The sequence below is a fragment of the Nocardiopsis codii genome, from assembly GCF_036327455.1.
Taxonomy (GTDB): Bacteria; Actinomycetota; Actinomycetes; order Streptosporangiales; family Streptosporangiaceae; genus Nocardiopsis; species Nocardiopsis codii.
This window is the reverse complement of the sequence record NZ_JAUZMY010000049.1, coordinates 1-18314: the sequence shown is the minus strand read 5'-3', so window position 1 is coordinate 18314 and position 18314 is coordinate 1. Positions and strand designations below refer to the sequence as shown.

The window sequence follows — 18314 nt, the reverse complement described above, 5'->3', positions numbered from 1 at the left end:
CGGAGTTGTTATGAAGGCGAGAGCGGAGCGAAACGGGGTCTTACCCGGAAGTTACCGGGCGCGCACAGGAAGCGGTCGGCCCGGTTTCTGTGCGCGGTTTTGACCTCCCGTTCCCCTGGACCGGCGGGCATTACTACCCGTTGCTCCACCGCCTTCACCCGGTGTCACACCAGCACGTGGGGGCATGCCGGTCTAGACCGGTTGGGACCTCCTCAGGGGACGAGGAAGTCCAGGACCGCCTGCCGGAAGGCGCGGGAGGAGACGGCGTTGCCGTGGTCGCGCCCCGGAACCCCCACGTGCACGCCGCCGCAGCGCTCGGCGAGCTCCGCGGCACCCTCCGCGATCGCGTCCCCGGCCCCCGAGACGAGCAGGAGTGGAACCCCGTCCGCCAGGGGGTCGGCGGTGAAGGGACGGGAGGCCTGACCGCGCGCGCAGGCCGCGAGTGCGGCGGGGTCGTTGCCGGGGAGCGCGGCCACCGTGCGATAGACGCGGTCGAACGGGGAGTCCCCGGAACCGGGGTCGGAGAGGTCCGTTCCGGCGAAGGCGTTTACGGGTCCGAAACCGCCGAGAGCCACGCGTCCCACACGCTCAGGGGCGGTCAGCGCCAGTTCCCACCCCAGGCGCGAACCCATCGAGTAGCCCACCACGTCGACCCTCTCCACGCCCAACTCGTCGAGCAGGGAGATAAGGTCCGCGACAAAGTGTTCTGGCAGGTAGTAAGCACTTTCTACCGGTTTGTCACTAGCGCCGTGACCGCGCAGATCCGGACCGATCACCCGTAGGCCAGCGGACTCCAGGGCCTGGGTCCACCCGGTGGCACGCCAATTCATGTCGAAATCGGTGCCGAAACCGTGCAGCAGAAGGACGGGGACCGCGTCCGCCGGAGCCCGTGGAGGCAAATCCACATAGCGCATTGTCACGTCACCGGTGAGATTCGCGGACATGAATCCTTCACTCCATTAAATTCCGACAATTTTACCGGACCCCCAGGGCCCGGTCGGATATTCCTATCAACGGAGGCCCCTATCGGGGGCCTCCGTTCGTGTGGACATCCGAACGGCCTCCGGCGGTCCGGACGGCGCGGTCCGGGGGTCAGGCCGTCGGGGGCTTCAGGCGCACGCGGCGGGCGGGCCTGGCCTCCTCCTCGGGGACCCGCCCGACGATGCCTGCCCGGGGGGCCTCGTCGGCGGCCTCCACCGCGAAGGTCACCAGGGGGTCGCCCACGGGGACCACCTGGTCCTCCCCGGCGTGCAGCTCGACGATCCGGCCCGCCTTGGGCGAGGGGATGACGACCGCGGACTTGGTGGTCTCCACCTCCACGAGGGGGGCGTTGCGCGCGATGACGTCGCCGACGGCGACCTGCCACTCCAGGACCGTCGCCTCGACGAGGCCCTCGCCCAGGTCGGGCAGGGTGAAGGTGATGTTCTCTTCTGCCATGGTCTGTCTAGTACTCCAGGGTCCGTTGGACCGCGAGCAGGACGCGGTCGATGGTCGGCAGGTACTGCGCCTCCAGGGGGCCGGCCGGGTACGGCACGTCGAACCCGGTGACGCGCTGGACGGGCGCCGCCAGGTCGCGGAAGCAGTTCTCGGTCACCAGTGCGGCGACCTCCGCCCCCAGCCCCGCGGTCAGCGGCGCCTCGTGCACGACCACGGCCCGCCTGGTGCGCGAGACCGAGGCGGCCAGGCCCGCGGCGTCGATGGGCTTGAGCCAGCGCAGGTCCAGGACCTCCAGGTCGACGCCGTCCTCGGCGGCCAGTTCGGCCACCTGCAGGCACTTGTGCACCATGGCGCCCCAGGCGATGAGGGTGGCGTGGCTGCCCGCGCGCACCACCCGGCTCGTGCCGATGGGGTCGCTGGGCTCGCGCAGCCGCACGGGTCTGCGGTCCCAGTAGCGCGCCTTGGGCTCCATGAAGACCACGGGGTCGTCGGAGCGCACCGACTGGAGCAGCAGGGTGTAGGCCTCGGCGGGGTCGGAGGGGGCCACGACCTTGAGCCCGGGGGTGTGCGCGAAGAGCGCCTCCAGGCTCTCACCGTGGTGCTCGGGTGCCTGGATCCCGCCGAAGGAGGGCAACCGCAGCGTGATCGGCATGGGGGCCGCGCCGCGGGTCCGGTAGTTCATGCGCGCCACCTGGTTCACGATCTGGTCGATCGCCGGGTAGGCGAAACCGTCGAACTGGAGCTCGGGGACGGGCCTCCAGCCGTTCATGGCCAGGCCCACCGCCATGCCCATGATCGCGGACTCGGCCAGGGGCGTGTCGAAGACACGCTTGTCGCCGAACTCCCGCTGGAGCCCGTCGGTGACGCGGAAGACCCCGCCGAGGGCCCCGACGTCCTCGCCGAAGACCAGGACGTCCGGGTCCTCGGCGAGCAGGGTGCGCAGGGCGCGGTTGACCGCCTGCTGCATGGACAGCTCGACCGCGGGCTCCCCCGCGGCGCCGGTGCCGGTGTCGGCCCGCTCGATCAGCTCGGTCACAGCTCGACCTCTTCCTGCCAGGTGCGGCGCTGCCGGGACAGCTCCTCGGTGCCCTCCCGGAAGACGTGGGTGAACAGGTCGGAGCCGTCGGGTTCCGGGGCCCCGGCGACACCGTCGCGGATCTCCTCCGCTCGCCGTGCGGCGTCGGCGTCGACCTCGGCGAGCGCGGTCTCGTCGGCGTGCCCGGCCGCGAGGAGGGCCGCGCGCAGGAGCACGACGGGGTCGCGGTGCAGCCGCCAGCGCTCCGCCTCGGCGTCGTCGCGGTAGCGCCCGGGGTCGTCGGAGGTCGAGTGCGGCTCCACCCGGTAGGTGAGCGCCTCGATGAGGGTGGGCCCCTGTCCGGCGCGGGCACGGGCGACCGCGTCGGCGGTGGCCTCGTACACGGCCCCCGCGTCGTTGCCGTCGACGACGAGTCCGGGCATGCCGTAGCCCTCGGCTCGCGCGGCGACGGAGCCGCCGGCGACCTGGCGCTCGTTGGGGACCGACAGCGCCCACTGGTTGTTCTGGCAGAAGAAGACGACCGGGGCCCCGAAGACCCCGGCGAAGTTCATCGCCTCGTGGACGTCGCCCTCGGAGCTGGCGCCGTCGCCGAAGTAGGACAGGGCGACGCCGTCGCCCCCGCGCAGGCCCTCGCCCACGGCCCATCCGACGGCGTGGGGGACGGGACCGCCGACCACGGCGTTGACGGCGCCGAACCGGGAGGCCATGACGTCGTAGAGGCCGCCGTGCCACAGGGCGCGGTGGCTGGCCATGTAGCCGACCATGTCCACGCCGTGGGCCAGCGCGGAGGCCATCTCCCGGTAGGTCGGAAAGACGAAGTCGCGTCCGGGGTCGAGCGCCGTGGCGCTCGCGACCTGGGCGGCCTCCTGGCCGCGCACGGACACGTACGCGGGGAACACGCCCTGGCGCTGGAGGGCGACCGCCTCGGCGTCGAGGTCGCGCGCGGTCCGCATGTCCCGGTACAGGGCGCGAGTGAGGTCCGGGGGCAGGTGGTCCACGGTGATGGTTCCGCGCCCCGCTGACTCGTGGGCGGACGGGACTGAGCGCACAGCGCCTCCGTTGGGGTCGGTGGCCCCGCCTCTCCCGCTGGGCGGGCTCTGGGGCGATGGTGGGCGACGGGCGGGCATGTCGAGCGGCTCCCAACGTGGCCCGCCGCGCCTCGCGCGTACCGGACCGGATGGTGACTGTCCTGTACGCCGATTCTCCGCGTGACTCGACAGTTGCGCCAGATATCAGCGAATAGTTGCCACAAACGAGAACGAAGACCGACACTTCGTTCTCAACTGTCTAACATGCGGGTCGACTCACCTGCGAAAACGACACAGTGACCTATACATCGCTTACTGCCACCAACCCTCACGAACCCCGGAGCTTCGTCAGAAAACCACTCGGTTCCGTCAGGGGCAGGGCCTATCATCACGGAGCAATCGCGGTTGACTACCAGGGGTGCGTGTTCGACGCCGAGCGCGTACGTTCGGAGCCACCCGACCACAGAGCCAGGGATCCGCCCCCACGACACGACATATGAGGCCGAAAACGGCCACCGGACAAGAAGTTCCGTCGCGGTCCGGACACAACGGTGTAGTTACCCGCCAGTCGGGGAAACCCATCACCCACCGACCGCGTCAACCATGGGTACAGTCGGACTCCCCCGACCCATGCACCGCCCGCCGGATCTCCCGAGACGGTTCCCCCCGCACGCACCCCGCTCCCGGTACGCCACCTCCAGGTGACCGGTCGTACACCCATCCGGTACCCCATCTCGCCGACTGAGACTCCGATGGACGGAAACAACGTTTACCTGGTATTTCGTTAGCCCCTGTCGACGAAGACGGAAGGGGCTCCATCCTGAGAACAAGAGCACACGAGGAGACCCACATGGCCATGGGCGACCAGCGTAGGAACGGCCGGCGGCCGGACACGACCGACCAGACGATCCTCAGCGCCCTCGCCAAGGACGCGCGAACCGGTATCACCGAGATCGCCGCACTGGCCAACGTCTCCCGGGCGACGGCCTACAACCGCATCAAGCGGCTCACCGACGAGGGCGTCATCCGCGGGTACTCCGTGGTGACCGACCACTCCAAGATGGGGCTCGGCGTCACCGCGCTCGTCCTCATCTCGGGCAGTCAGCCGGACTGGCGGGCCAACCGGGAGATCCTGTCCTCGTACCCCGAGATCGAGTACTGCTGGTACGTGGTGGGCTCGGCGGACATCGTGCTCCTCGTCCGCGTGGCCAACACCAACCAGCTGCGCGATCTCATCCTGACCCGTCTGCAGTCGCTTCCCGGTGTGACGTCCACCCAGACGCTCACCGTCATCGACGAGGTCGTACACCGGCCGGTCGTGGAACCGTCGGACGGCGAGTGAGGCCGCTCATCCCCTGACCACCTCGGCGACCGAGGCCATCAGCTCGGCGAGCAGTTCCGAGCCACGCGCGCGGATGGCCGCCACGTCGCCGTCCACCTCCAGCACCACCTCGGCGTACGCCTTCAGCTTGGGCTCGGTCCCCGAGGGCCGCAACGTCACACGTCCCCATGCCCCGCCCTCCAACCGGAAGCGCAGGGCGTCCGTCGGCGGCAGTCCCGCGTGTCCGCCGGCGAAGTCGTCGACCCCCGCCACCGCGAGGGGGCCGAACGCGGCGGGCGGTTCGGCGCGCAACCGCCGCATCGCCGCGGAGATCACCGACAGGTCGTCCACCCGCACCGAGAGCTGGTCGCTCAGGTGCAGTCCGTACCGGCGGGCCTGGTCGTCGAGAAGGTCGACCAGGGTCCTGCCCCGCGTCTTCGCGTCGTCCGCGAGCGCCGCGGCCACCAGGGCCGCGCCCACCCCGTCCTTGTCGGCGACCGGGCGCCCCCCGTCACCGCCCACGCAGTAGCCGAGGGCCTCCTCGAAGGCGAAGACCCGGCGCTGCCCGGGCCCCCCGGCGCGGGCCAGCCACTTGAAGCCCGTGAGGGTCTCCTCGTAGTGCACGCCGCGGTCGGCGGCGATCTTGCCCAGCAGGCTGGAGGACACGATCGAGGTGGCCACCACGCGGTCCGGCCCGGCGGTGTGGTCCAGCACGTACTCGGCGAGCAGTCCGCCGACCTCGTTCCCGGTGAGAAGCCCGTGCCCGGGGACCGCGAGCGCGAGCCGGTCGGCGTCGGGGTCGTTGGCGATCACCAGGTCGGCCCCGTCGGCGGCGCCGGCCGCGGTGGCGAGGTCCATCGCGCCGGGTTCCTCCGGGTTGGGGAACTCCACGGTCGGGAAGTCGGGGTCGGGGTCGAACTGGGCGGCGACCACGGACGGACGGGCGAACCCGGCCCGCTCCATCGCCGCGACGAGCACCCTTCCGCCCACCCCGTGCATGGCCGTGTAGGTGGTGACCAGCCCGCGGTCGCGCCGGGGGACGAGCGCGGTGACCGCCGCGAGGTAGCGGTCCACGGCCTCCTCCCCCAGTACCGTCCACCCCTCGCCCAGGGGCAGGGCGCCGACCGGGCCCGCGGCGTCGATGGCGGCGGAGATCTCGGCGTCCACCGGCGACACGATCTGGGCGCCCGCGTCGTCGCCGGTCCCGCCGACGTACACCTTGTACCCGTTGTCCTGCGGCGGGTTGTGGCTGGCGGTCACCATGATCCCGGCGTCCGCGCCGAGGTCGCGGACGGCGAACGCCAGCACGGGGGTGGGCAGGGGGCCGGGCATCAAGGACACCCGGTGCCCGGCGCCGGTGAGCACGGCGGCGCTGTCGCGGGCGAAGTCCGCCGACCGGTGCCGGGCGTCGTAACCGACGACCACGTGCGCACCGCCCGCGCCCCGGCCCCGCAGCCAGGCGGCGATCCCGGCCGCCGCCCGCATCACCACCACCCGGTTCATCCGGTTGGGACCGGCGCCCAGGGCGCCGCGCAGCCCCGCGGTGCCGAACTCCAGTCGCGCGCCGAAGCGGTCGGCCAGGTCGGCCCGGGCCGCGTCGTCGCCCCCGTCGACACGCTCCAGCAGCCCCTCCAGCTCCCCGCGGGTGGCGGGGTCGGGGTCCTGGGCGAGCCACTCCCGGGCGCGGGCGGCGGTGTCGTCGGTCATCGGTCCCGTTCCCTCAGAGCTTGGCGACGATGTCGGCGAGCAGGCGGCCGACGGTCCCGGCCGCGTCCCGGCCGGTGGCGAGCACGTCCTCGTGGTCGAGGTTGGCGCCGTCCAGTCCGGCCGCGATGTTGGTGACGAGTGACAGGCCCAGCACCTGGGCGCCCGCCTCGCGGGCGGCGATGGCCTCCAGGACGGTGGACATGCCGACGAGGTCGGCGCCCATGGCACGGAGCATGCGGATCTCGGCGGGGGTCTCGAAGTGCGGTCCGGGCATGGCCGCGTACACGCCCTCGGGCAGGTCCGGGTCCACCTCGCGGGCCAGCTCCCGCAGGGCCGGGGTGTAGGTCTCGGTGAGGTCCACGAAGGTCGCGCCGGTGAGCGGCGACGTGGCGGTCATGTTGAGGTGGTCGGCGATCAGCACCGGGGAGCCCACCGGGTAGGCGGGGTTGATGCCGCCCGCCGCGTTGGTCAGGACGATCGTCCGGGCCCCTGCGGCCACGGCCGTGCGCACGCCGTGCACGACCGCCTCGGTGCCGTGGCCCTCGTACAGGTGGGTGCGGCCCAGGAAGGCGAGCACGTTGCGGTCGCCGTCGCTGATGCTGCGGATCGTGCCGCTGTGCCCCTCCACGGCCGGGGGCAGGAAGCCCGGCAGGTCGGAGGCGGCCAGCTCGTGCCGGGAGTCGCCGAGGAGGTCGGCGGCGGGCGCCCACCCCGATCCCATGACCAGGGCGACGTCGTAGTCGTCGACGCCGGTGCGCGAGCGCAGTTCCGCGGCGGCGTCCTCGGCGGCGGCCTGGGGTGTGCGAGTCACTGGGTGTTCTCCGTTCGTTCGTGCCGCGCCGACGGCGCGGGGCGTGTCCCTGTGTCCGGAGGAACCGGCCGCGGGCCCGGGGGCGCTCCCGCCGTCGGGCACGGCGCGGTCCGTCCGCCGGCTCGTGGGCGCCGTCGCGCCTCGGCGCGCGGACCGGCGGCCCCGGGTCGCCGGTCGCCCGGTTCCTACACCCCGACGGGGTGCCACACCGTCTTGGTCTCCAGGAAGGGCGTCATGCGCGAGGTCCCCGGGTCGGGGTCGAGCCAGGAGTCCTCTCCGCCGTCGGCGGCGGGGCCGGGGCGCAGCACCCGGGTGAGGGTGGTCGCCGCGGTCCGCTCGAACTCGACCGCCAGTTCCCCGGCGCCGGCGAGGTCCAGGGCGTTGACGTCGGCGTGGGAGGCCAGGTGCGGGCCGATCTCGCCCACCCGGCCGGTCAGCAGGTTGACGACGCCGCCGGGCAGGTCGGAGGTGGCGAGCACCTCGGCCAGGTCGACCGCCGCCAGGGGCGCGTCCCCGGAGGTGACCACCACCGCGGTGTTGCCCGTGGCGATGACCGGCGCGACCACGGAGGTCAGGCCGAGCAGCGGCGCGTCCTGGGGCGCGAACACCGCGACCACGCCGGTCGGCTCGGGAGCCGAGTGGTTGTAGAACGGCCCGGACACCGGGTTGGCGCCGCCGAGCACCTGGGCCACCTTGTCGGTCCAGCCCGCGTAGTACACCCACCGGTCGACGGCGGCGGAGACCACGCGGTCCGCGTCCGCGCGGGACAGGCCCTGGGCCGCCACGGCCTGGGCCGCGAACTGGTCCCGGCGGCCCTCCAGGACCTCGGCGACCCGGTACAGGATCTGGCCCCTGTTGTAGGCGGTGCGCGAGGACCAGCCGCCGAAGGCCTTGCGGGCGGCGGTGACGGCGTCGCGCGCGTCCTTGCGCGACGCGAGGGAGGCGTTGGCCAGGTGTTCGCCGCTCGCGGAGGTCACGGGGTAGCTCCTGCCCGACTCCGAGCGGGGGAAGGCCCCGCCCACGTAGAGCTTGTAGGTCTTGCGGACCGCCAGGCGCGCGGGCGCCGGGGAGGCGGTCCTCGCGTCGCGGGCCGATCCCCTGCCGGCCTTCCCGGTGCTTCGCCGCTCAGCCAAGGTAGGCCTCCAATCCGTGCCGTCCGCCCTCGCGGCCGTATCCCGACTCCTTGTAGCCGCCGAAGGGGCTGGTCGGGTCGAACTTGTTGAACGTGTTGGACCAGATCACGCCCGCGCGCAGGCGCTCGGCGGTCCACAGCATGCGGGAGCCCTTCTCGGTCCACACACCCGCGGAGAGGCCGTAGGGGGTGTTGTTGGCCTTCTCGACCGCCTCCTCGGGCGTGCGGAAGGTCAGGACGGACAGGACCGGTCCGAAGATCTCCTCGCGGGCCACCCGGTGGGCCTGGCTGACGCCGGTCAGGACCGTGGGGGCGAACCAGTATCCGGTCTGCGGCAGGTCGCAGTCGGGCGACCAGCGCTCGACGCCCTCGGCCTCGCCGGTGTCGGTGAGCTCGCGGATGCGCTGCAACTGGGCGGCGGAGTTGATCGCACCGATGTCGGTGTTCTTGTCCAGGGGGTCGCCCAGGCGCAGCCTGGAGATCCGTGCCCGGAGCAGCGGGAGGAACTCCTCGGCGATCGACTCCTGGACCAGCAGCCGGGAGCCGGCGCAGCAGACGTGGCCCTGGTTGAAGAAGATGCCCGAGACGACGCCCTCGACGGCCTGGTCGATCGCGGCGTCGTCGTAGACGATGTTGGCGCCCTTGCCGCCCAGTTCGAGGGTGAGGCGCTTGTCGGTGCCGGCGACGGAGCGGGCGATCTGGCGGCCGACCCCGGTGGACCCGGTGAAGGCCACCTTGTCCGTGCCCGGGTGCTCGACGAGGGCTCGCCCGGTCTCGCCGGCGCCGGTCAGGATGTTGACCACGCCCGGGGGCAGGTCGGCCTCCTGGCAGATCTGCGCGAAGACCAGGGCGGTCAGCGGGGTGGTCTCGGCGGGCTTGAGGACGACGGTGTTGCCGGTGGCCAGGGCGGGGGCGATCTTCCACGCGAGCATGAGCAGCGGGAAGTTCCACGGGATGACCTGGGCGGCGACCCCGAGCGGCCTCGGGTCCGGGCCGAGCCCGGCGTGCGCAAGCTTGTCGGCCCAGCCGGCGTAGTAGAAGAAGTGCGCGGCGACCAGCGGCAGGTCGACGTCGCGGGTCTCCTTGATGGGCTTGCCGTTGTCCAGCGACTCCAGCACGGCCAGTTCGCGCGAGCGCTCCTGGATGATGCGGGCGATGCGGAACAGGTACTTGCCGCGCTCGGCGCCGGACATCCGGCCCCACACGGTCTCCTGTGCGCGGCGGGCTGCCGCGACGGCGCGGTCGACGTCGGCGGGCCCTGCGACGGCGACACGGGCGAGCTCGGTCTCGTCGGCGGGGTTGAGGGTGGTGAGGTACTCCCCTCCCTCGGCCGGGGCGAACCCGCCGTCGACGAACAGGTCGTAGGTCTCGCGCAGGGCGACGACGGAGCGGGACTCCGGTGCGGGCGCGTACTCGAAGATCACGGCTCTAGTCCAGCGTGTAGTAGTCGGGGCCCGGGTAGGTGCCCGTGGTCAGCCTGGTGCGCTGCATGAGCAGGTCGTTGAGGAGGCTGGAGGCGCCGATCCGGAACAGGTCGGGGGTCAGCCAGTCGGGGCCGGCGACCTCGTTGACCATGACCAGGTTGCGGATGGCGTCCTTGGTGGTGCGGATGCCCCCGGCGGGCTTGACGCCGACGTGCCGTCCGGTGGCCGCGCGGTGGTCGCGGACGGCCTCCAGCATGACCAGGGTGACCGGCGGTGTCGCGGCCGGGGACACCTTGCCGGTGGAGGTCTTGATGAAGTCCCCGCCGGCCCGGATCGCCAGGTGGGAGGCGCGTCGGACGTTGTCGTAGGTGACGAGTTCGCCGGTCTCCAGGATGACCTTGAGGTGTGCGGCGCCGCAGGCCTCCTTGACGGCGGCGATCTCCTCGAAGACCTTGAGGTAGTCGCCGGACAGGAACGCGCCGCGGTCGATGACCATGTCGATCTCGCTCGCCCCGTCGGCGACCGCCCGCCGGGTGTCGGCGAGCTTGACCTCCATGGGGGCACGGCCGGACGGGAAGGCGGTGGCCACCGACGCGACCCCGATCCCGGTGCCGCGCAGCGCCTCGACGGCGGTGGCGGTCATGTCCGGGTAGACGCAGACGGCGCCCACGCGGGGCACGGTGCGGTCGGAGGGGTCGGGGTTGGCGGCCTTGGCGCACAGGGCCCGGACCTTGCCGACGGTGTCGGCGCCCTCCAGGGTGGTCAGGTCGACCATGCTGATGGCGAGGTCGATGGCGCGGGCCTTGGCGGTGGTCTTGACGGACCGGGTCGCCAGGTCCTGGGCGCGGGCACGCGCGCCGACCTCGTCCACGCCCGGGAGTCCGTGCAGGAACGCCCGGAGCGCGCGGTTGGTCGTCGCCTCGGGCGCGAATGCGGTGTGGGGCACGGGCACCTACAGCTCGGTCGGGTTTCTGGCCGGTCCGTCCGCCGTGGTCGGCGGAGGCGGTTCGGGGAACGGTGCGCGGAGACCGGTCCCCCAGGCGCCGGCAGGGGTTCTCCCCGGCGCCGGGCCGTCAGGCAGTCACCCTAACCCCGGGCGGAGCGGCCGTCAGTACCCGCCCGGACCGCGCCGTCGAAGGTTGGAGAAGCCTCCAACCAGGGACGGTACACACCATGGTGCTTTCCTCCAACCGGGTCCGGAAAATCCCTAGAAACGGACACTCGGACCGGGTCTTCGCCCGAAGCGGGGACGCGCGCGGTCTAGACCGGGGTGCTCCGCCGGACGCCCGGGGCGGAATGCGAGACTTGCCCGGACCGGCCCCCGCCGGGCCCCGGTGACGGGCCCGGCCGAGTCGACAGGAGCGAGCGGTGGCACCAGCGAACAGACCGGGACGGACCGGCCCCGGCACGGACGCCGTCGGCCGTGAGGCCGCCGCCGGCCCGACGGAGACGGGCGGCGGCCGGGTGGACGGCCCCCCGGAGCTGCGCCTGGTACGCCTGGACCGGGACACCGCGGAGACCGCCCTGCTCAGGAAGGCCGTGCTGGGACACCGCCTGCTGCCCGGACAGCGCGGGCACGGGCGCACGCCCGTCGCCACCCTTCCCCTCGCCGACGCCGACCCGGCGCGCACGCCCTTCGCGATCGTGGCCGACCGGCGCCCGGTGGCGGACGCTGACGGGGCGCGGACCGCCTGCGCGGGGTTCGGCGTCCTGGACCGGGCGGTGCACACCCGCGACCTGGTTCCGGACCCGGCGCACGCCGTGCTCCTGCGCGCCTTCTACGTCGCCCCGGACTGGCAGGGGAAGGGGGTGGGGCGGGCCTCCTGCTCGGCGCCGCTGCTGGACCGGCTCGCCTCGGAGGTCGCCCCGGGCGCCTCCGAGCTGGTGCTGTGCGTCGACGAGGCCAACGACCGTGCGGCGCGGGTGTACGGCGCCGCCGGGTTCTCGTTCACGGGGCGACGCCTCTTCACCGAGCCCGACGACATCCAGCTCGTGATGACCCGGCCGCTCGCGACCGGTGGCGGGTCCTGATCCGGGACCGCGGGGGTCGGCGTACGCTTGTCCCATGGCGGAGTTCCGGATCAGCACTGACGACGACCGCGTCGACCTGCGCAGGATGGCGTCGGCGCTCGTCGAGTCCCAGAGGTGGGCCCGCGACGACGTGAGCATCTGGGACAACCGCCGGGGCGAGGTGATCGTGACGGTCGACGACGCGCTTCTGCGCAAACCCGAGGTCGACCCGATGCACCGCCCCCGGCACACGCCCCGGGACGTGCACGACGCGTGCGAGACCCTGCGGCGGGAGGACCCGTCGCTGCGACGTGTGGACTTCCGGTACCTGCGGGACGAGACCGCGCGCTTCTTCTCCGCCGGGTGGACCATCGCCGACGTGCTGCACGCCCTGGGCCACCGGCCCGACGGATCGGCGTGGCCCTACGGCCCGGAGCACCAGGGCACCGACTGGCTGCGCGACCGCATGAGGGCGTGGCGCACCCCCGACGGGGACATCCGCCCCTCGCAGTCGCAGGAGGGCGCTCAGCTGCGGGTCATCAGCCGCGCGGGGCTGCCGATGGACATCGGCCTGCCCGAGGACGCCGAGGTGTCGCAGCGGCCCGTGGCGAGCCCGTCGGCGGCGCGGTCCGCCGCGGACGACGCCCGGCGGCTCATCCGGCAGAACTCCCGCACCAGCAGCGACTCCCTCGCCCACCGCGACCGCACGTCGGCCAACATCACCCGCCGGGACGGCCTCCGGTAGGAGGGGGCGCAGCCCGCCGCCACCGCGCGGCCGTCACGCGCCGGGGCGGCCTCCGCCGGCCGCCCTGCGCTCGTCGACCAGGGAGACGACGCCGTCGGCCGCCTCGCCGAGCAGGAGTTCGGCCGGCCCCCTGCCGACGACGAGCCTCCAGAGGGTCGCGAACACCAGGGCCCCGAGCACGAACCACTCCAGCAGCCACGGTGTGGCCCATCCGGGGCCGAGGGCCCCGATGACCACCGCCAGGGCCAGGATGTGCCCGCTGTAGACGGTCAGCGGCATCCGGCCGACCGAGGTCAGCGGGTACATGGCGACCCGGAACCGGTCGCACAGGAACATGCAGGCCACGAGGACGATGAGCCCCTGGCCGACGGCCTCGGCGATCTCGAAGGTGGTGCCGGTGTGCGGAGTGTTGACCGCCAGCCACCACCAGGAGTCGGTGGGGACCTGCCCGGAGATCGACTCCGCGTGGTCGGTGACCGCGTACCGCACCTGCTCCGCCACCGCCGGGTCGGCGGCGGCCCCGGGTGACAGCCCGGTCAGCCCGGGTCCGCTGGCCGCGACGAGCCGGTCCAGTCCGCCCAGGGGGCCGAGCATCAGCCACGAACCCCCGTAGGCGAACACGGAGAGCGCCGCACCGGCGACCGCCAGGCGCAGCCGGACGGCGGTGGCGGTGAGGTCGAGGCGTCCGAGGGCCATCCCCGCGACCACGTAGACCATGAAGGTGACCGCCGGGTAGTAGCCGGTCAGGAAGAACTCCGTGAGGGTCGGGACCGCCCCGCTCCTGAGCTCGGGGACGAGGAAGGCCTCCCGCAGTGCGAACGACAGGAACGGGCCGACCACAGCCAGCCCGCCCGCCACGGCCCACAGTGCCCCCGGGCGCAGCTTCACCAGCGGCAGCGCCAGCAGGAAGAACCCGGCGTAGTAGGTGAGGATGATCGCGATCGGCACCGCCATGATGTCGAGGACCGCGCCGAGGAGGCCGATGAGCACGGCCCGGGTGAGGATGCGCGCGATCGCCCGGAGCAGCGGCTCCCCTCCGACGGGTGCGGTGCGGCCGGTCATCATCGCCAGGGAGACCCCGGCGAGGAGCGCGAAGAGCGCGGAGGAGTTGCCCCGGACGATGCTGTGCAGGTCCCACGCGTAGTTCTCGGGCGACAGGAAACCCATCGATCCCACCCCGAGGTGGACGACGAACATCCCGAAGACGGCGATGGCGCGCGCCGCGTCGATGCCGTCGATCCGCCCCTGCGGGGGCGGCGGGCCTACGGGGGCCGTGGAGGTGTCGTCAGACTGGTTCTGTGCCACGTCCGTCAGGCTATGCCCGTTCCGTCCCGGGCAACAATGCGCCCGGGCGACGCCGTGTGGCCACAGACGGCCACGCGGTAACGCCGGCTCCCCCGGCCCCTGGTCCGGTCGGCGCGGTGCCGGGGACGCGGCGAGGAGGATGTCGAGCAGGCCGGGGAAGCGCACGTCGATGTCCGCACGGCGCGATGGTCGCCTACGCCCACGCCGCGCTCTACCCGGAGGCGACGAACAGGATCTGCCTGCTGGACGTCCCCCACCCGGACGAGAGCTGGTCCGCCTTCAGCCTCCTGCCCGGGCCGGACCAGTACGTGGACCCGGGCCGCGGGAACCCGGCCGGCACCTACCTACGGGAAGGTGGAGGTGCCGATCCTCGCCCTCGGCGGCGACGAGAGCAACCACGCGTACCTGCGGGACCTGATGCCCTCCGAGGGCACCGGCGTCCGGGTGGTCGGGATCGCCGACTGCGGACACTACCTGCCGGAGGAGCAGCCGGAGGCGGTGGCCGACGCGAAGGAGGCCTTGCTGTCCTGACCACGCTCCGGACAGCCGGCGGCCGACCGCCGCAGGGGCCCGGCCCCCCTGCGGCGGGGGTCGCCGGTCCCCTCTCGGGAGGGCGGGAGGGGGGCGGGGTCCGCTCCCCCTCCCCCTCCGCCTCCCCCGACCCGGGTCAGCCCGCCAGGTCGCTGAAGTGGTCCAGCGCCTCCGGGTTGGCCAGGGAGTCGCGGCTCGCGACCTTCTCGGGGTCCTCGCCCATGAGGATGCGCTTGACCGGGACCTCCAGCACCTTCCCGGACAGGGTCCGGGGCACGGCGGCGATGGTACGCACGCGGTCCGGCACGTGGCGGGGCGAGCAGTCGGTGCGGATGCGCCGGGCGATCTCCTTGGGGAGGTCGCCGTCCAGGTCGGCGCCCTCGCGCAGGACGGTGAACAGCTCGATCCTGGAGGACCCGTCCTCCTGGGGCACGTCCACGACGAGGGCGTCCACGACGTCGTCGAGGGAGAGGACGGCGCGGTAGATCTCGCTGGTGCCCATGCGGACGCCGCCGCGGTTGATGGTGGAGTCGGAGCGGCCGTAGATGATCGCGGTGCCGCGGTCGGTGATCTCGATCCAGTCGCCGTGCCGCCAGATCCCCGGGTAGACGGAGAAGTAGCTGTCGCGGAGGCGTTCGCCGTCCTCGTCGCCCCAGAAGAAGACGGGCATGGACGGCGCCGGCTGTGTGACCACCAGCTCGCCGACCTCGCCCGTGAGCTCCTTGCCGTCGGGGTCCCAGGAGGCGACGGCCATGCCGAGCGAGCGGGACTGGATCTCGCCCTCGTAGACCGGCAGGGTGGGCGTCCCCCCGACGAGGCAGCTGCACACGTCGGTGCCGCCCGAGGTGGAGAACAGCCAGAGGCCGCTGCCGAACTCGTCGTAGGCCCAGGCGAAGGCCTCGGGGCTGAGCGGGGAACCGGTGGAGCCGATGGCCTTGAGGCGGGAGAGGTCGCGTCCCTCGCGGGGGTGGACGCCCTCCTTCATGGAGGAGGCCAGGAAGCCGGCGCTGGTGCCGAAGACGGTCACCCCGGCGTCGGCGGCGAGGTCCCAGAGCGCGCCCATGTCGGAGGCGGCCGGGCTGCCGTCGTACAGGACGATGGACGCCGGGGTCAGCAGGACGCTGACCAGGAAGTTCCACATCATCCAGCCGGTGGTGGTGAACCAGAAGACCCGGTCGTCCTCGTGGGCGTCCAGGTGCAGGTGGAGGTTCTTGAGCTGCTCCAGGAGGATGCCGCCGTGCCCGTGGACGATGGCCTTGGGCAGCCCCGTGGTCCCGGAGGAGTAGAGCACCCACAGGGGGTGGTCGAAGGGGACGGGGGTGAACTCCAGTTCGGCCCCGGCGCCGGAGTCCTCCAGCCCCTCCCACGACAGGGTTCCGTCGAGGGGGACGCCGGGGGCGAGGTGGTCGAGGAGGACCGTGTGCTCGACGGTGGGCAGGGCGGCGCGCAGTTCACCGACGACGGGACGGCGGTCGAAGTCCTTGCCCCCGTAGCGGTAGCCGTCGACGGCGAGGAGGACCTTCGGCTCGATCTGCGCGAAGCGGTCGATGACGCTGCGCACCCCGAAGTCCGGGGAGCAGGAGGACCACACGGCGCCGAGCGAGGCGACGGCGTAGAACGCGGCGACCGTCTCGGGGAGGTTGGGCAGGTAGGCGACGACGCGGTCGCCGGGGCCCACTCCCAGCTCGCGCAGCCCGGCGGCGATGGCGGCGGTGCGCCGCCGGAGTTCGCCCCAGGTCCACTCGCCGAGCTCGCGCAGCTCGGTGGCGTGCCGGATGGCGACGCGTGCGTCGTCACGGCCCTCGAAGACGTGCGCGGCGTAGTTGAGGGTCGCCCCCGGGAACCAGGTCGCCCCGGGCATGGCGCGTTCGGCCAGCACCTGCCCGTAGGGGGTCTCGGACCGGACGCCGTAGTACTCCCAGACCGCTTCCCAGAAGCCGTCGACGTCGGTGACCGACCAGCGCCAGAGGGAGTCGTAGTCGAACGACGCGGACGGGGTGCCGTCCTGCCCGCCGAACGCCCGGACTCCCTTGTTCTCCGCGGCCCACCGGGCGAACGCGACGATGTTCGAGGCTTCGATCTTCGTCTCGTCGGGCTCCCAGAGCACACGGGGCACGCTGCTCTCCGTCATTGGCCCGCCTTCCTGATCGCGTGGCTGTGTGTTGCTGTGAGACCCATCTAACAACACCCCAGGGTGACCGCGACGCCCCGGCCTCTCGATAGGGAGGACCGGGGCGTGTGACGAGCGCGCAGGTCACCGGCACGGCGCCGCGACTGTGCGCACCCCACCCCGGTGCGGTGCCGACGGGGTGGGAACCCCCCATTGACACCCGGGGCACTCCCGTGGGATCCGGTGACCGGATGTCTGAGGCCGTGGGGGGATCAGGCGGCGCGCAGGGCGGCGACGGCGGCGACCGGGGAGTCGAACACGGGCGAGCCGGTGGCCTCCAGCCGCTCGCGCGCCATCAGTCCGCTGGTGACCAGGATGGACCTGGCCCCGGCCTCGCGGGCGGCGCGCGCGTCGTCGTCGATGTCGCCGATCAGCACGACGCGGGACGGGTCGATGCCCTGGTGGTCGAGGTGGCTCACCAGGTGCTCGGCCTTGGAGTCGTGCTCGGTGGCGAACCGGCGGCCGTCGACGCGCGTGAAGTGGGAGGTGAGCCCGCGCTCGGTGATGAGGGGCACGAGGTGTTCGTGCGAGGCCATGGAGAGCAGGGACTGGGTGCCCCCGCCGCCGGTCCAGTCGTGCAGCACGTCAGGGACGCCCGTGCTCAGCTCGCAGGTGTGCAGGTGCTCCAGGTAGCTGCTGTCGTAGAGCCGCTCCGCGTGCTCCCACTCGCCGTCGGCGAAGGGGCGGCCGAGGAGTTCCTCGTAGCAGGGGATGAGGGGCCGCCGGAAGACGGAACGCCAGTACTCCATCTCCACGGGCTCGCGGCCGAACTGCGCACAGACGGCGTTCACCGCCGCGAGGTTGGCGTGGTTGTCGTCCAGAAGGGTGCCGTTCCAGTCCCAGACGATGTGGGTGATGCCGGTTCGGTCGAAGGTCGTCTCAGTCATTGGCAGCACTTTACGGCCCCCCGCCCCGGTTCGGGAATGCGTTGTCGGCCACCTCACCTCGGGTTCCCGGGGTCGGGGACCCCCCGGTCCGGGGCCTCGCGCCGCTCCGCCCGGGTCCGGCGCACCCGGCGGACCAGCAGCACACCGCCGACGACCATGACGGGGAACAGGACGAGGATGAGCAGGGGCAGCAGGATCGCGAGCAGCGACGTGACGAGGCTGACGAAGTCCTCGAAGAGGGAGACGAGCGGCGCCGAGCAGCCGAGCGACACGCCGTTGGTCACCACGCGCGCCATCGCCTTGGCGACGTGGAAGAGCAGGGCGACCACCACGCCCGCGATCACCGGGATCCAGGAGACCCCGGATCCGTCCGCCGTCGCGGCGCCGGACGCGGCGCCGGTGATCTCGGACAGCTCGACCGTCGAGGCGCCCGCGCCGAAGACGATGCCGCCGGAGGTGGGCCGCACCACGGTCTGGATGACGTCGTTGACGCTGTCGACGGCGGGGAACTTGTCGGCGGCGAACTCGACGACCAGCAGCACGGCGAGGGTCACGAGGGTGATCGGGTGCTCGATCCACTGCCAGGCTTCGCCGAGCGGGACGAGGTCGGTGAAGCGGGCGAGCAGACCGACCGCGAGGAGGGGGATGTAGGCGTTGAGACCCGCGGCCGAGGCCAGGCCCAACCCGGTGAGTGTGGCGAACATGCTCTTCCTTCTGTGCTCCAGACGGGGCGGGGGGCGGGGGGGGGGCCCGCCCCCCCCCCCCCCCCC

17 protein-coding genes are annotated in these 18314 nt (G+C 72.8%); 4 read left to right on the top strand and 13 right to left on the bottom strand.

Going from position 1 to position 18314, the window contains the following annotated elements; translation table 11 throughout:
• Positions 1-212: 212 nt before the first annotated feature.
• The 4 genes from Q8791_RS29765 to Q8791_RS29750 all read right to left on the bottom strand — a co-directional run bounded on the left by Q8791_RS29765 (position 213) and on the right by Q8791_RS29750 (position 3471).
• The gene (locus Q8791_RS29765; RefSeq protein WP_330095176.1) at positions 213-944 is read right to left on the bottom strand and encodes an alpha/beta fold hydrolase; all 732 of its coding nucleotides are present in this window, start codon (positions 942-944) and stop codon (positions 213-215) included.
• Positions 945-1092: 148 nt separating this feature from the next.
• Positions 1093-1437 (bottom strand): biotin/lipoyl-containing protein, encoded by a 345-nt coding sequence (locus Q8791_RS29760; RefSeq protein WP_330095175.1) that lies wholly within the window; start codon positions 1435-1437, stop codon positions 1093-1095.
• A gap of 7 nt (positions 1438-1444) precedes the next feature.
• The gene (locus Q8791_RS29755) at positions 1445-2473 is read right to left on the bottom strand and encodes an alpha-ketoacid dehydrogenase subunit beta (RefSeq protein ID WP_330095174.1); all 1029 of its coding nucleotides are present in this window, start codon (positions 2471-2473) and stop codon (positions 1445-1447) included.
• Positions 2470-3471, bottom strand: coding sequence for a thiamine pyrophosphate-dependent dehydrogenase E1 component subunit alpha (locus tag Q8791_RS29750; protein WP_407942080.1), 1002 nt, complete (start codon positions 3469-3471; stop codon positions 2470-2472). Before Q8791_RS29750 ends, Q8791_RS29755 begins: the two co-directional genes overlap by 4 nt.
• An 880-nt stretch (positions 3472-4351) precedes the next feature.
• Here Q8791_RS29750 and Q8791_RS29745 point away from each other — a divergent pair.
• Positions 4352-4843 carry an Lrp/AsnC family transcriptional regulator gene (locus Q8791_RS29745; RefSeq protein WP_267948797.1) on the top strand — a complete coding sequence of 164 codons (492 nt, stop codon included), beginning with the start codon at positions 4352-4354 and terminating at the stop codon, positions 4841-4843.
• Positions 4844-4849: 6 nt separating this feature from the next.
• Here the strand turns inward: Q8791_RS29745 and Q8791_RS29740 are convergent, their stop codons facing one another.
• The 5 genes from Q8791_RS29740 to deoC all read right to left on the bottom strand — a co-directional run bounded on the left by Q8791_RS29740 (position 4850) and on the right by deoC (position 10848).
• Positions 4850-6529 (bottom strand): phospho-sugar mutase, encoded by a 1680-nt coding sequence (locus tag Q8791_RS29740; RefSeq protein WP_330095172.1) that lies wholly within the window; start codon positions 6527-6529, stop codon positions 4850-4852.
• A 13-nt stretch (positions 6530-6542) separates the two neighbouring features.
• Positions 6543-7340 (bottom strand): purine-nucleoside phosphorylase, encoded by a 798-nt coding sequence (locus Q8791_RS29735; protein WP_330095171.1) that lies wholly within the window; start codon positions 7338-7340, stop codon positions 6543-6545.
• A gap of 185 nt (positions 7341-7525) precedes the next feature.
• On the bottom strand, positions 7526-8473 hold the full coding sequence (locus tag Q8791_RS29730; RefSeq protein WP_330095170.1) for an aldehyde dehydrogenase family protein: 948 nt from the start codon (positions 8471-8473) through the stop codon (positions 7526-7528).
• Entirely contained in the window at positions 8466-9896 is a 1431-nt protein-coding gene (locus Q8791_RS29725; protein ID WP_330095169.1) for an aldehyde dehydrogenase family protein, read from the bottom strand. Before Q8791_RS29725 ends, Q8791_RS29730 begins: the two co-directional genes overlap by 8 nt.
• Before the next feature lie 4 nt (positions 9897-9900).
• The gene (deoC, locus tag Q8791_RS29720) at positions 9901-10848 is read right to left on the bottom strand and encodes a deoxyribose-phosphate aldolase (RefSeq protein ID WP_330095168.1); all 948 of its coding nucleotides are present in this window, start codon (positions 10846-10848) and stop codon (positions 9901-9903) included.
• 416 nt (positions 10849-11264) lie between these two features.
• Between deoC and Q8791_RS29715 the strand changes: the two genes are divergently transcribed.
• Both Q8791_RS29715 and Q8791_RS29710 read left to right on the top strand, forming a co-directional pair.
• Positions 11265-11927 (top strand): GNAT family N-acetyltransferase, encoded by a 663-nt coding sequence (locus Q8791_RS29715; RefSeq protein ID WP_407942076.1) that lies wholly within the window; start codon positions 11265-11267, stop codon positions 11925-11927.
• A gap of 34 nt (positions 11928-11961) precedes the next feature.
• Positions 11962-12651: a hypothetical protein gene (locus Q8791_RS29710; RefSeq protein WP_330095167.1), complete on the top strand. Its 690-nt coding sequence runs from the start codon at positions 11962-11964 to the stop codon at positions 12649-12651.
• Positions 12652-12684: 33 nt separating this feature from the next.
• Here the strand turns inward: Q8791_RS29710 and Q8791_RS29705 are convergent, their stop codons facing one another.
• Entirely contained in the window at positions 12685-13956 is a 1272-nt protein-coding gene (locus Q8791_RS29705) for a heparan-alpha-glucosaminide N-acetyltransferase domain-containing protein (RefSeq protein WP_330095166.1), read from the bottom strand.
• A 354-nt stretch (positions 13957-14310) separates the two neighbouring features.
• Between Q8791_RS29705 and Q8791_RS29700 the strand changes: the two genes are divergently transcribed.
• Entirely contained in the window at positions 14311-14487 is a 177-nt protein-coding gene (locus Q8791_RS29700) for an alpha/beta fold hydrolase (protein WP_330095165.1), read from the top strand.
• Between the two features lie 136 nt (positions 14488-14623).
• Here the strand turns inward: Q8791_RS29700 and Q8791_RS29695 are convergent, their stop codons facing one another.
• The 3 genes from Q8791_RS29695 to Q8791_RS29685 all read right to left on the bottom strand — a co-directional run bounded on the left by Q8791_RS29695 (position 14624) and on the right by Q8791_RS29685 (position 18248).
• Positions 14624-16618 carry an acetoacetate--CoA ligase gene (locus Q8791_RS29695; protein ID WP_330095164.1) on the bottom strand — a complete coding sequence of 665 codons (1995 nt, stop codon included), beginning with the start codon at positions 16616-16618 and terminating at the stop codon, positions 14624-14626.
• 251 nt (positions 16619-16869) lie between these two features.
• Complete coding sequence (locus Q8791_RS29690) at positions 16870-17544, bottom strand: HAD family hydrolase (protein WP_330095163.1); 675 nt, start codon at positions 17542-17544, stop codon at positions 16870-16872.
• 53 nt (positions 17545-17597) lie between these two features.
• Positions 17598-18248 (bottom strand): DUF4126 domain-containing protein, encoded by a 651-nt coding sequence (locus Q8791_RS29685; RefSeq protein WP_330095162.1) that lies wholly within the window; start codon positions 18246-18248, stop codon positions 17598-17600.
• Positions 18249-18314: the final 66 nt, after the last annotated feature.